The organism is Bacteroides faecis MAJ27, assembly GCF_900106755.1.
Classification (GTDB): Bacteria; Bacteroidota; Bacteroidia; order Bacteroidales; family Bacteroidaceae; genus Bacteroides; species Bacteroides faecis.
Map to the genome: position 1 here is coordinate 151,578 of NZ_FNNN01000006.1, position 14,101 is coordinate 165,678.

Genomic DNA, 14,101 nt, shown 5'->3' on the forward strand with positions numbered 1-14,101 from the left:
ACAAAGAGGCACTAAGGTGTCAGTGGCAGTAGCAGTAGCAAAAACGAGAAGCGGATTAGGTACATATAATTTACATTTAACATACGAAGTTTAGAGTACTGCTCTATCTATATGAACACTGAACGACAGAAGTACGACAGATAAGGAAATGAAGTATAACAAACATGTGGATGAAGTACAACAGATACGCAAATGAAGTACTACATACAAGTAAATGAAGTACTACATGCTAGTGAATGAAGTACTACATGCTAGTGAATGAAGTACTACTATCAAGCGGATGAAGTACTACTATCAAGCGGATGAAGTACTTGTTTCTACTCTTCTTTCGCCGTTCCTCCAATACTACGAATATATTCGTTGGGAGTAACTCCCGTACTCTTCTTGAAAGAACGGAAGAAGGAAGCGCGGGAACTAAAACCGCAGAGTTCGGCTAATGCGGCGAGCGTATAGCGGGAATATTTGCTATCCACTACCAATCTTTTGAATTCAGCTACACGATAGTCATTAATAAAATCATAATAAGACTGATTCAAATACTGATTCAGCAGATAAGACAGAGAATGAGAGGAAGTACCTAACGCTACTGCCAGATCCCCCATTTTCAAATCAGGATTAATATAAGGCCGTTCCTTTTCGACATAAGCTACAAGCTTTTCATAAAGCTCTTTGCATTCCGTTTCACTCAGACGATTTGTTTTATATTTCTCTTCGACAGGTTGCTCCTGATTGTTATCTCCACACACTTGCTTTTCGGAAAAGCCATGTTCGTTCTCTTCCTGCCCTTCTGCGGGCGACAAAGCCGGTGACTTCACCAAAGTACTTAATCGTTTCCACAAGTAATATCTTACCAGCAGCACAATCAATACTAACGCAACGACAATCAATCCCCATCCCCACCAGGGAACCATAGGGCGCACTGTCACCTCGCAACTGGCTTCCGACTGGTCATTGCCCGGCAAACGGACACGGAAAGTATAGTCTCCGGAAGCAAGTCCGTAGTATGATACCTCACTCTGTGCAGTCAACAGTTTCCAGTCATTATCCACTCCATCCAGCCGATACTCATATAGCAAAGCAGAAGGAAGTCCATAGGCAAAATCCGTAAAATTGAAAGTCAGATTATTCTGGTCATATTTTAAAGAAGTTTCGGTTATAGAAACGCCGTTTGCCTGTATATCCGTAAACACGATAGGACGAACCTTGCCGCGCAATTCATCTACCTCTTTAGGGTCCACACAAATCAATCCCTTAGTATTACCGAACCATAATAGTCCGTTTTCATCCTTATAAGCGGCTCCATTGGTGAAAGTGGGTCCGGGCACTCCATCATTAAAAGTAAACGCGTCATAATCCTCCTCGCCATCCTTCATCCGCAATAAACCATCATTGCAACCAATCCACAACCACCCCAGGTTATCTTCTACAATGGACATCAGCGAATTATCCGGGAGAGTGGAAAGAACGGATTTCTGCCGGAAGCGATCCATTGTCAACGATGAAATGAACAGGCTCCCTTTCTCACGGATGAAGAAAAGATTATGTTTTGAGTCTTCATAGATGGTCCTTACCTTATCACGATGCACAAACCCTTCCGGGAAGACATTGGAACGGAGACTTTGAGATGCAGGATCGTAAATGCACATTCCGGTTTCGGTTGCAATCCATCCTTTTCCGGTAGAGTCGAAACTAATCTCATAAACATTTCCTTCTGGCAGCTGGGAGTTGGAACTTGTATAATTTTTAATTTGCTTTGCCGATTTATTATAGCAGAATACGCCTTGAGACGTTCCCACCCACAGATTACCTTTTTCATCAGGCTTTATGCAGAAAATATGTCCTTTATGGAATAACTCGGAATCTCCTTCTTCAAAATAAGTAAGAGCAAGTGTCTGGGGATTCAGCACCATCATTCCTCCTCCATACGTACCGATATAATATTCTCCTTCGTAGAAACTGATCGTAAGTATCAGGTCGGAAGTCAGTACAGGTCTTACAAAGCTCTTTACGGTTCCTGTAGATTCGTTGATATAAAACAGCCCGTCACGCGAACCGATCACTTTTTCCTTTCCACGATTCAGGAACGAACGAACCGACAAATTGGTGGAATTAAATAGAGGAGGAAAAGAATAAGTAGAAAACAGTCCGTTCTGATAGAGTGAATAATCAAGTCCGGCCTGAAAATGCCCTACCCAAAGTGCTCCACGGTTGTCTACCAACAACGAATAGATTGAGTTACTGCGGATTCCTTCCTTATCGCGTATATCATGGCAAAAGCTACGGGTGACACACTGATCTTTATGAGAAAGAAAATGAACTCCATTACCGTCAGTAGCTATATACACATTCTCTTTTCCGTCTCCGGAGATATCGGAGATCACATCACATCCCAAAGAGGGAGCATGAGAGAAAGTGGACGTTTGGATGTCGAAACGAAGTACTCCCTGGCTCATAGTACCTATATAGAGCGTTTCCCCTATTCGGGTAAGACACCGGAAATAATCTGTTTCGGGTACATTTTCGCGGAAATGCCAGGAAGAAACTTTTCCATCTTTTAATGAGTAAGAAAACAATCCTTGCACGGTAGCCATCCAGAGCACACTTTTATCTTCGTTCAGACAAAGGTCCATGACACGGTTACAGGCGGCCAGCACATTCGGGTCTGTTTGTATCTGGATGAGTTGCCCATCTTTCTGAATAAAAAGTCCTTTTTCGGTTCCCAGATATAGCACGTCGTTGTCTGCCAAAAGGGTGTTTACGGCAAAGTCTATTTTCTCCGGCACGATTCGTTGTAATTCACCGTTGCTGCGGTTCAAACGCCAAAGTCCCACGCCGTTTCCTACCCAGAGTTGTCTGTTAGAAGTCTCTGCTATGCAGTTCACACGTTTCTTTCTTCCCGACTCAATGCCACGGAATTCAAAATGTTTCACTTTGACACCGTCAAAACGGTCGAGACAGTTATCCGTCCCTAACCAAACGAAGCCCTCCGAGTCTTTATAAATAGCGTTCACCAAGACTCCGGAAAGCCCGTCGGACATAACTATATTACGAAATACGTAGTCCCGGGCTTGCAAGGTATCGCTACAAGCCAGATATATGATTAGAAGAATCAAATATTTAATCGTGCTTTTCACTTGTCAATCATCATTAATTGCATGAAACATAAGACAAAGATAGCATTTCTTCCACAAAAATAAGAATCGCCTCTCCATATTTGCTAAACGTTTATAGACAAATACGAAAGGAAGAAAACATTTACTCAATACAATATAATAAATTATCAGTATCTTTCTTTATCCGCTATTTCATTCGTTTCTGCTTTCCAAAATAAGATACGGATTATCCTCGCCTGATACTTAACAGCGCAAAATTATTTAATTAAGCTACAAATCATTAATTAAAAGAACATTTTCTAAGAAAAATCCCTCAAAACCATTTATCTTTATTCCCGAATTTAAGAAAGGAGCTACATGGATTTACGTACGGCAAATGTAACAAGATATATTCTTCCGCTGAGAGAGGGAGGATCATTGCCCGCTTTGGCCGAAGCTGACGATGAATTTAAATATGTAGTCAAGTTCAGGGGAGCAGGACACGGAACGAAAGCACTGATCGCCGAACTGATAGGAGGAGAAATAGCCCGTGCACTAGGTTTCAGGGTGCCCGAGATCGTCTTTCTCCACCTGGACGAAGCCTTCGGACGCACAGAAGCAGATGAAGAAATACAGGACCTACTTCAGTGGAGCCGCGGACTGAATATCGGATTGCATTTTCTTTCCGGCGCACTGACTTTCGACCCCATAGCACATTCCGTAGACGGGAAAACGGCCTCACAGGTGGTATGGCTGGATGCACTGCTGACCAATGTAGACCGTACCATCAAAAATACGAATATGCTGATGTGGCATAAAGAATTATGGTTGATCGACCACGGCGCGTCACTCTATTTCCACCATACATGGACCAACTGGCAGAAGCTGTCGCTTAGTCCGTTTACACAGGTCAAAGACCATGTATTATTGCCGTTTGCCGACCAGCTGGAAGAGACAGACGCAGCATTCAAACGTATTCTTACGCCCGAAAAAATCCGTGAAATAGTCAATGCTGTCCCCGACGACTGGTTGAACTGGACCGAAGGCAGCGAGACTCCGCAGGATTTGAGAGATATTTATATTCAATTTTTAGAAGAAAGGATCAAGCACTCCGAACTTTTTGTAAATGAAGCACAAAATGCAAGAAAGGTACTTATATGAATATGCGGTGATTCGATTCGTTCCGAAGGTAGAACGTGAGGAATTTATCAATGTAGGTATTGTTTTGTTCTCCAAACAACGTAAGTACCTGAAATCTCTATATACGATAGATGATAACAAACTCAGTCTGTTTTCTTCGGAAGTGGATACGAATTGCCTGAAAGAAGGACTGAAAGTGTTCGACAAAATTTGCCAGGGCAATAAAAACGGAGGGACTATAGCTCAGATGGATATCCCGGACAGATTCCGTTGGCTGACTGCCGTTAAGAGTTCGTGCATTCAGGTTTCACGCCCGCACCCCGGATTCTCTGAGAATCTGGACGCCACACTGGAACGGCTGTTTAAGGAACTGGTGCTATAACTAACCGAGTATTCCGGAAACAATAATTGAATGGTTATGGAATTTATTAAGATAACAGAACAACCGTCACTCTATAATGACCTTGAAAAGAAACCGATAGGGGAAATTCTTCAGGAAATCAATGCTGAAGACCATAAAGTAGCAGATGCAGTGGAAAGAAGCATTCCGCAAATAGAGAAACTGGTCAGTCAGATCATTCCCCGGGTAAAGAAAGGCGGACGCATCTTCTATATGGGAGCAGGAACAAGCGGGCGGCTGGGAGTACTGGATGCTTCTGAAATTCCTCCTACATTCGGCATGCCCCCTACGGTAGTGATCGGACTGATTGCAGGAGGTGATACCGCCTTACGCAATCCTGTAGAGAATGCGGAAGATGACACAAAACGCGGCTGGGAAGAATTGCAGCAATATAACATCAACACCAAAGATACAGTCATCGGAATTGCAGCTTCCGGTACCACCCCTTATGTGATCGGTGCCATGCATGAAGCGCGCAAAAACGGCATACTGACAGGATGCATCACCAGCAACCCCAACTCACCTATGGCAACCGAAGCCGATATCCCTATCGAAATGATTGTCGGTCCGGAATATGTAACAGGCAGTTCACGAATGAAATCGGGCACCGGTCAGAAGATGATTCTGAACATGATCAGTACTGCTGTCATGATCGGGCTAGGACGTGTCAAAGGAAACAAGATGGTCAATATGCAACTCACCAATCAGAAACTGATTGACAGAGGAACACGGATGCTTATCGACGAATTACACCTGAATTACGGAGAAGCCCAATCATTATTGTTATTACACGGCTCTGTAGAAAAAGCAATAGAAGCCTTTCACAATGAGGATGAATTGACGTAAAACGAATAAAGGGCTGTTAACGGGCAGTAAGACAAAAGCTCTGTTCTACAGCTTCAGCTGTCTGTACCTTCGGTTCCGTACTACGTCCATATTGCCAGGCTACGACTGTTATCTTTACCGGAAACTTTGTACGAGGAGGAATCCGGGTGAACACCAGTTTATTGCCCTTTATCTCAGCCGGTTCTTGCTTTACATAATAATAACCCCCTTTATTTCTACAGACCATTGCCAAGGAGCCGCGGCTATTACGGAACTCATCGCCAATACAGCCAACAAAGCGAAAAGAAAATATCTATTCATAATGCTTCTTTTTATTGATTTAACTCCATATATTACGAACATGTAGAACAAAATACTCAAAAAACAACTATATATAATGAGATATGGATGCAAAGATAGAGTTATCACACTAAAAAGGAGAATAACCTTGGGCTGAATAAACAAAGCTATCCGTAAAAATGGTAGCAAAACCCGTAATCTATATAAGAATAGATTACTTTACAGAAACTAACTTTGCATACAGGAAAATATGGATTATGAGGAATTAGATACGAACTGATTTTAATTTAATATACTCGATTATGGAAAAAGTAAAATTGAACAATGGCATTGAAATGCCTATTTTAGGTTATGGTGTGTATCAGGTTACTCCTGAAGAATGTGAACGTTGCGTGTCTGATGCAATCAGTGTAGGATACCGCTCTATCGATACGGCACAAGCCTATCATAATGAGGAAGGGGTCGGAAATGCAATCAGCAAATGTGGTGTTCCACGCGAGGAGCTGTTTATCACCACCAAAGTATGGATATCAAATGCCGGTTATGACAAAGCAAAGGCTTCCATCGATGAGTCCTTACGTAAGTTGCAGAGCGATTATGTCGACCTCTTGTTGATTCATCAGCCATTCGGTGATTACTATGGCACTTACCGCGCAATGGAAGAAGCGTACAAGGCAGGAAAAATTCGCGCTATCGGCGTCAGCAACTTCTATCCGGACCGCTTCGTGGACCTTGCAGAGTTTTGTGAGATTACTCCTGCTGTCAATCAGGTGGAAACACATGTCTTCAACCAGCAAGTGAAGTTACAGGAAGTAATGAAAGAATATGGTACGAGAATTATGTCATGGGGACCTTTTGCCGAAGGACGGAATGACTTCTTCACGAACAGCACTCTCCAAGAAATCGGAAAAGAATACGGAAAATCAGTGGCACAGGTTGCATTACGCTATCTGATTCAACGGGACATCATAGTCATTCCTAAATCGACTCACAAGGAACGAATGGCTGAGAACTTCAATGTTTTCGATTTTACTTTGTCACCGGAAGATATGTCTGCCATTGCTTCACTCGATAACGCTGAAACCCTCTTCTTCTCTCATTATGACCCGGAAATGGTAAAATGGCTGATTAATTACGGAAAATAAAGAATTCCCCCCTTTCATCGCTTTTGTTTTTACGAAGCAGAATGAAGGGGGGATTTTTATATGATAACTGAATACTATTTATAAGATCATTTCTCTATCGGAGTAAAGTGCAACGCAGCCCCGCCACTCGCCTTTAACTTCAATATAAGTTTGTCTCCGGCTTTCACCTTCTTATGTGCCGTACGCACTTTGGTACCTGTATTCAGTTTATCGTCATCCTCATACAAATGAGCGGTATACTTTTTACCCGGTTCCAGAAAATCCGTCATCACTGTAACGGTACGAGCTTCCGTATTTGTCATCGCTCCGACAAACCAGTCATTACCTGAACGGCGTGCCTGAATAATATATTCACCTATTTCTCCATCCAGCGCACGACTGTCATCCCATACACTCGGAATAGCTTTCCAGAACTCCAATTCTTCCTCTCCTTTATAGAACTCCGGTCTGTCATACCAAAACATGAACTGCAACGGACTATAGTACACTGCTGCCATAGCTAACTGATGAGCTTTCGTATTTTTCACCCGTCCGTTGAAATAGCACAGAGTATAATCGGCTGCACCAGCCAGAAAACGGGTAAAAGGCAGGATGGTGTTATGTGTGGCATCTGGCATTTCTTCGTTTCCACGGATACCTTCCTGTGTCATCAAGTTCGGATAAGTACGGCTAAACCCGGTCGGACGATATTCATCGTGAATATCTACCATCATTTCATACTCGCCACACTTGCGTACAGCATCGTGTAGCCAGGTACTCCAATGCTGATTGCCGATTTGTACGAAACCGAATTTTATACCTTTCAGTCCCCATCGCTTATACAACGGCAATAAAGAATCTAACTGCTGCACCAGCGCGCGTTGATTGACATATACCATCAAGCCGATTCCTTTCGATTCGGCATACTTGCACAGAGCCGGTATATCAAGGTCTTTATCGGGAGAAACCGTAGAAGCATCCGAACTCATCTTCATCTCCGGTCCGTACCAGCCTGCATCCATATGTACATACCGAATGCCACGTTCTGCCGCAAAATCAACAGCAACCTTTACTTTATCCTGCTTCAGATCGCCTGCACGAAAAACTTTTCCCGGTTTAATCCAGGATGTATCTGCCAGTTTACAAGCAGGATTCAGATTCAGGACGAGATCATTATGGTTAATCAGGTCGACAGAACGTTCACCAACCATAATAACACGCCACGGAGTACTGTATGGAGATATAACATCGACACTACTATACAGACTTGTCACCAAAGTTGAAGGTTTTTCTGCGGACAAACGGAATTTACCACGCGCATAGTCCACCATTTCCGCTTCCAGCAACGCTACGGATAATCCGTCAGGCAGTTTTAAGGTCAACGGACGTTCGCTCTCTTCTTCTCCCCATCCTTCCAGCGGACGAAGCTCATAAGGTCCCTGTGCCCAACGTTCATAATAAGCTTTTGTACCCTGGGGCATTGTGAAACTGGTCTGTTCATCTGTGATATGGAGGAAAAGTCCATTGGTTGTTTCCGGAAAATGATAACGGAAAGCGACTCCTTCGTTGTGAGCGCGAACGATAATGTTCATCAAGTAGTTTTTACGTTTATCATAACCATCTTCCTTTTTACCTTCCCCTTCGCCTTTACTGAACTTCAAAGTCATTTCATTGTAATGATCGCGAATCACAGAGCGTTCTCCATACACAGGTTTCCATGACTCATCGATTTCCCGGCGTTCAGCACCCGTCATTTTCAGATTTTCACACCAGAAATGGCAAGTATCATTCGGAACGGCCAATGCAGACTCAAACAACTGATTCTTAATCTGTATTCCCAGTTCGCTCTCTTCCACCACAGGACGGTCTTTATAGGTCAGTGTGTAATACATTCGTGTATTATCCTTCCCCAACGCACGTTGATAAAATGTAAAACGATAGGCTCCGTCAGGCGATATTAATACCTGACGAGTCTCCGTCATCACATTTTGTGCCTCTATCAGCACCGGTATAGCCAGCAATAAGATCAAGATAATTTTCTTCATTCTATGTAAGTTCATGTTTATTCATTTTCTAATATATACGAACAAGATGATTATTCTACTCAATTCACTTTCTTTTCTTTCACACAAATCTGCAAATATAAGCAAATATCTTGCAAAAATAAGCATAACATCACATCCAAAAAGCAGCTACTTTTGCAACAATTCAAATAAATGATAAATAAAACTATGAACGAATTATTTAGTATTGCCGGTAAGGTAGCTGTCATTACCGGAGCAGGAGGTGTATTGGGCGGTAACATTGCCCAACACTTTGTACAGCAGGGAGCTAAAGTCGTAGCTATCGATATCCGACAGGAACAACTTGACAATCGCGTAACCGAATTAAAGCAATATGGTGATGACGTAATCGGTATTATCGGCAACGTACTGGATACTGCCAATCTGGAAAAAGTAGCCGAAGAGATTGTTGCCAAGTGGGGACGGATTGACATTCTTTTGAATATCGCAGGTGGAAACATGCCGGGAGCGACTCTCGAACCGGACCAGCACTTCTATGATATGGATATTTCTTGTTGGGAAAAAGTGACTAGTCTGAATATGAACGGTACAGTCTATCCATCCATGATTTTCGGCAAAGTGATGGCTAAACAGAAACAAGGATGCATTATCAACGTATCTTCGATGGCGGCTTACAGTGCTATCACTCGTGTGCCTGGCTATTCGGCAGCGAAAACAGCCGTAGCCAACTTTACACAATGGCTGGCAAGCGAAATGGCCCTGAAGTATGGTGACGGTATTCGTGTGAATGCCATTGCGCCGGGATTCTTCATAGGCGATCAGAACCGTCATGTACTCATTAATCCCGATGGTTCGCTGACCGACAGGAGCAAAAAGGTTTTAGCTAAAACACCCATGAACCGCTTTGGCGATATTAAAGAATTAAATGGTGCCGTACAATTCTTGTGCAGTGAAGCTGCCAGTTTTGTAACCGGAGCAATGTTACCTATCGACGGTGGTTTCAGCGCATTCAGCGGCGTATAAATTGATAGTTCTGAATTTATTATTCTAGTTCCTCAAAAGAAAAGAAACTATGATGGAAAAAACATGGAGATGGTTCGGGAAAAAAGACAAGATTACCTTGCCAATGCTCCGTCAAATAGGTGTAGAAGGGATTGTCACAGCTTTGCATGACGTACCCAATGGAGAAATATGGACAACAGAGGCTATCAGTGATTTAAAGTCATATATCGAGTCATATGGACTTCGCTGGTCTGTAGTGGAAAGTTTACCTGTATGCGAAGCGATCAAATACGGGGGAACAGAACGTGAACAGCTGATAGAAAACTACAAAGTCAGTCTTGCCAATTTGGGTAAATGCGGAGTAAAAACTGTTTGTTATAACTTTATGCCGGTTATCGACTGGATACGCACAGACTTGCAGCATCCTTGGGCGGATGGTACCAGTTCGTTGTACTATGACCGTATTCGTTTTGCTTACTTCGATATCAGAATATTGGGACGTGAGGGAGCAGAGAAAGATTACACCGAAGAGGAGCTTCATAAAGTAAATGAACTCGACAAAGTGATCACTGAAACAGAAAAAGAAGCTCTAATCGATACCATCATTGTTAAGACTCAGGGCTTTGTCAACGGTAACATCAAGGAAGGGGACAAAAATCCGGTCGCTATCTTCAAACGATTGCTTGCTCTGTACAAAGATATCGACCGGGAAACTTTGCGTGAGAACATGCACTATTTCCTGACCGCAATCATGCCTGTATGTGAAGAATATGATATCAACATGTGTGTACATCCTGATGATCCCCCATTTCAGGTATTAGGATTACCACGTATCGTTACCAATGAAAAAGATATAGAATGGTTTCTGAATGCCGTGGACAATCCACACAACGGTCTGACATTCTGTGCCGGCTCTCTGAGTGCCGGTGAGCATAATGACACACGTGAATTAGCAAAGAAGTTTGCTAAACGCACTCATTTCGTCCACCTTCGCAGCACTGCCTCCATAGCGGGAGGAAACTTCATAGAAAGTTCGCATCTTGCAGGAAGAGGACATATCATTGACCTTATCCGAATCTTTGAGAAAGAAAATCCGGGATTACCTATGCGCGTCGATCATGGCAGAATGATGCTGGGAGATGAAGACAAGGGGTACAATCCAGGCTATTCTTTCCACGGACGTATGTTGGCTCTGGCGCAAGTGGAAGGGATGATGGCCGTGGTAGATGATGAAATGCAGCGTCAGATGGAGTTATGATTCTTTTTCACCAGACATCCTATACAGATAAAAAAGAAGGGAGAATGTCGTATTTAACATCTCCCTTCTTTTTTATTTATATAGAAACGGTCATATTCTTCTAAAATGATTTATTTCTTTTGTGCTTCCTGGAAATCCGGTATGCGTTTCACATCCGCACCTTTCATTACACCTTTTTTAATCGCTTCATTGGTTTCTGAAATTTCTTTCTTAACACGCTTATAATATTCTTTGGTCAGTCCCTTCTCTACTGCTTCAGACTCTGTAGCTGCCCAGAAATACTGATAATCCATCAGCATCAAATCAGGAGCAACAACTTTAAAGAATATGCTGTCTCCTTCAAATTTTTCACGTAAATCACCTAAATAAATAGTATCTGCCGGATTTACTTCTTGTGTACTTGCATTTTTTTGTGAACTACTGCCACCGCAAGAGGCTAACAATAAACCTCCAAATAACGAAATAAAAACTAATAATTTCATATATCTATCATTTATAATATAAAACATGCTCAACGGTTCAACTATCAGGATAAGAATATCATCCTGTTACAGAGTGCACAAAAATAGTAATTTATAATATCATAATGATCATTCTCCTGCTCTTTTTCTATATTTTTCTACAAATTACTAGGGTAATACCCTTATTTCTCCTTAAAAAATGCTTCGCACATACTTATATCAGAGTCTATGATACTAAAAGAATGCGGCAAACCTACCGTTTCCCAATCTTTATCATTGAAAGAGCTATATTCGGCACCCGGAGAATCAAGGAGTAACAAAGAGTTTCCTACAAAATTAACTGTTTTTCTTCTACTATTTCCCAAAACATCTATTTTTTCTCTTAGGAGAGTATCGTATGGCTCAAACATCACATCCTGTATTGCCTTGGTTCTGATTGACCGGACTTTCTCTCTGGAATATAGGCAGATAAGTTCTGCTTGACTGGAGACAAACTTCCTTTTGATTAATAGCAAAGCTATCTTTATCGGCAATCAATCTATAAACGCAAGCTTTGTTTTTACAAATGCAACCTTTGTTTTTATAAACGCAACTTGCGTTTATAAAAACAAAGGTTGCATTTTAAGTTTGGAATAAGCGCAAAAAGAGTTTGGTATTAGAGAAGAAGAAGTTTATCTCCAATACAACCGAACTTATCTGCCTATATTCAAGAAAAGAGATATTAATGAAAGATGAAGAGCTGTTTCACCTTTATACCTTTGATATACCCATTCGTAATAAAGCCGTCTTTTCAACAATCTTTTTACTATATTCATTTCAAACTTTGTATCTATTATACAATTTGAAATATGCGCAAAACTATGTTTTATTCCGTATTACGAATAATAAAAGAGATTTGCCTACCCGACCCCTAAACCATTCGATAACAACGCATGTATTCACGAACTTCGGTTTTAACTTTACTCAAAGGAGTCACTCGTGAATACAATATTTTCCACATGAGGCCCTACGTAAATACGTGCCATGTCAGAAGTCTTGTACCACTGAGGTTTGTCCAGCATATGATCATCAATCAGTTTTCCATTTATTCTCAAGTTTTCGAAACGTATGTTCTTTACTTTACGTTTCTCATCATATCCTTCAATAATAGAAAGTTCCGCATTCTCTCCGGTATAGGATATATTCTTAAACAAGACGTCTTCAATACCTCGTCCAGGGGCTGTACAGTATTTCTCATTATAAAAGATACGTAAATTGACAAGTTGCCCCTGACGGAAATTCTCAACACGGATGTTTTCGAAACGAACATTGCGTATTAGATTATTATCACCGGCATTAATAGCCATACATCCTTGATAATCTATCTGTTTCTCACGATGGTCCAAAATATCAATATTGATATAATTCAGATCTTCCAGAACTTCGGGTGCTTTTGAATTACCATGGATTCCAATAAAAATAGGATGGGCCACATCTGCCCAAAGGGTGGAATTCTGCATGGTTATGTTCCGACAACCTCCTTCAAATCCCAGACGGGTTCCATACACAGTAGTACAATCATCTGAGTTGCGGCAGAAAACACCATCAAATAATACATTATTGCTCGCAAAAACATTCATGCCATCTCCCCATCCATAATAACTAATACTTTTGACATTACGGATCGTGACATTTTCCGATCCTCCTGTTGCACACTGTGTAGCTACAATTCCTTCTACATAGACATTACGGGAATTTGCTATACGAATGCCTCCTTTTATGGAATAATCGATAATTCCTCTTCCCAGCAATTTTACATCATGCACATTTTCAATCAGAATACGCCCCATTAAGACAGCTCCTCCCGCCAGATAGACAGTCTTACCGGAAGGAACTTTCAATTCTCCATTTTCTACTGTATGTATTCCAGGACCATAGTAAAGTATTTCCGGATCATCTTTGTCAGGGATCATTCTTTCCGGATGTCCTGCAAATAAGTGAAGATTATGAAAAATATCTCCGTTCACTTCCACTGACAGATTTCGCGGACGTTCTAATGTAAAAGTAACGGTATTACCATTGATCTGAAACGGGATATCATACGAAAGAGGACGGACTTTTGCTGTCTGCACTTCTCCCCAATTATAGGTTACAGCCACTTCTACCTTCCCTGTAAAATCAAAGGTTGCCATCGAAGCACGTTCTACATAATGTTTCGTATCTCTTACCTCATCTACCTTGATAAGGTAGGTAGACAATGTGTTCCATTCTCCATCCAGCTGACGGACTTTAACTGTAAAATCACTATTTAAGGCAACTCCTGCCGGAGCATTCCAAGTTACAAGCGTGTCTTTGGCAAAAACACAAGTCACACTACCCAATAATGCTGCAAATAATAAGAATACATATTTTTTCATGATAGTATCGAATAAAAATCTTTTTATAATACTACGAACAATAAAGAAAATCTACCTATTCTCTATCCGATTTATTCAT

The 14,101-nt window shown here is 41.6% G+C and carries 10 protein-coding genes and 1 pseudogene; 6 read left to right on the forward strand and 5 right to left on the reverse strand.

The features are described 5' to 3' along the window. Nucleotides 1-317: 317 nt before the first annotated feature. The gene (locus BLW31_RS07335) at nt 318-3,134 is read right to left on the reverse strand and encodes a two-component regulator propeller domain-containing protein (RefSeq protein WP_029425463.1); all 2,817 of its coding nucleotides are present in this window, start codon (nt 3,132-3,134) and stop codon (nt 318-320) included. Nucleotides 3,135-3,470: 336 nt separating this feature from the next. On the opposite strand from BLW31_RS07335, the gene BLW31_RS07340 reads away from it, so the two are divergent. The 3 genes from BLW31_RS07340 to murQ are packed head-to-tail and all read left to right on the forward strand — an operon-like array spanning nt 3,471 to nt 5,478. Then, nucleotides 3,471-4,253, forward strand: a complete 783-nt coding sequence (locus tag BLW31_RS07340; RefSeq protein ID WP_010537440.1) for a HipA family kinase — start codon at nt 3,471-3,473, stop codon at nt 4,251-4,253. Next, nucleotides 4,231-4,614 (forward strand): DUF3037 domain-containing protein, encoded by a 384-nt coding sequence (locus BLW31_RS07345; protein WP_010537439.1) that lies wholly within the window; start codon nt 4,231-4,233, stop codon nt 4,612-4,614. The genes BLW31_RS07340 and BLW31_RS07345 overlap by 23 nt, the downstream gene beginning before the upstream one ends. Before the next feature lie 36 nt (nt 4,615-4,650). Continuing rightward, nucleotides 4,651-5,478 carry an N-acetylmuramic acid 6-phosphate etherase gene (gene murQ, locus BLW31_RS07350; RefSeq protein ID WP_022302122.1) on the forward strand — a complete coding sequence of 276 codons (828 nt, stop codon included), beginning with the start codon at nt 4,651-4,653 and terminating at the stop codon, nt 5,476-5,478. A gap of 16 nt (nt 5,479-5,494) precedes the next feature. Here murQ and BLW31_RS07355 read toward each other — a convergent pair. Continuing rightward, a pseudogene (locus BLW31_RS07355) lies at nt 5,495-5,680 on the reverse strand (hypothetical protein); the annotation flags it as partial. A gap of 379 nt (nt 5,681-6,059) precedes the next feature. On the opposite strand from BLW31_RS07355, the gene BLW31_RS07360 reads away from it, so the two are divergent. Further along, nucleotides 6,060-6,902 (forward strand): aldo/keto reductase, encoded by an 843-nt coding sequence (locus BLW31_RS07360; protein WP_010537436.1) that lies wholly within the window; start codon nt 6,060-6,062, stop codon nt 6,900-6,902. An 86-nt stretch (nt 6,903-6,988) separates the two neighbouring features. Here BLW31_RS07360 and BLW31_RS07365 read toward each other — a convergent pair whose 3' ends face one another. After that, nucleotides 6,989-8,941, reverse strand: coding sequence for a glycoside hydrolase family 97 protein (locus BLW31_RS07365; protein ID WP_029425461.1), 1,953 nt, complete (start codon nt 8,939-8,941; stop codon nt 6,989-6,991). 171 nt (nt 8,942-9,112) lie between these two features. Between BLW31_RS07365 and BLW31_RS07370 the strand changes: the two genes are divergently transcribed. Next, entirely contained in the window at nt 9,113-9,928 is an 816-nt protein-coding gene (locus tag BLW31_RS07370) for an SDR family oxidoreductase (protein WP_010537434.1), read from the forward strand. Between the two features lie 49 nt (nt 9,929-9,977). Then, on the forward strand, nt 9,978-11,165 hold the full coding sequence (uxuA, locus tag BLW31_RS07375) for a mannonate dehydratase (protein WP_010537433.1): 1,188 nt from the start codon (nt 9,978-9,980) through the stop codon (nt 11,163-11,165). 110 nt (nt 11,166-11,275) lie between these two features. On the opposite strand, the gene BLW31_RS07380 is transcribed toward uxuA, so the two are convergent. Together BLW31_RS07380 and BLW31_RS07390 are read right to left on the reverse strand one after the other, a co-directional pair. Continuing rightward, nucleotides 11,276-11,647, reverse strand: coding sequence for a hypothetical protein (locus BLW31_RS07380; protein ID WP_010537432.1), 372 nt, complete (start codon nt 11,645-11,647; stop codon nt 11,276-11,278). A gap of 938 nt (nt 11,648-12,585) precedes the next feature. Beyond that, nucleotides 12,586-14,022, reverse strand: coding sequence for a glycosyl hydrolase family 28 protein (locus tag BLW31_RS07390; RefSeq protein ID WP_010537430.1), 1,437 nt, complete (start codon nt 14,020-14,022; stop codon nt 12,586-12,588). Nucleotides 14,023-14,101: the final 79 nt, after the last annotated feature.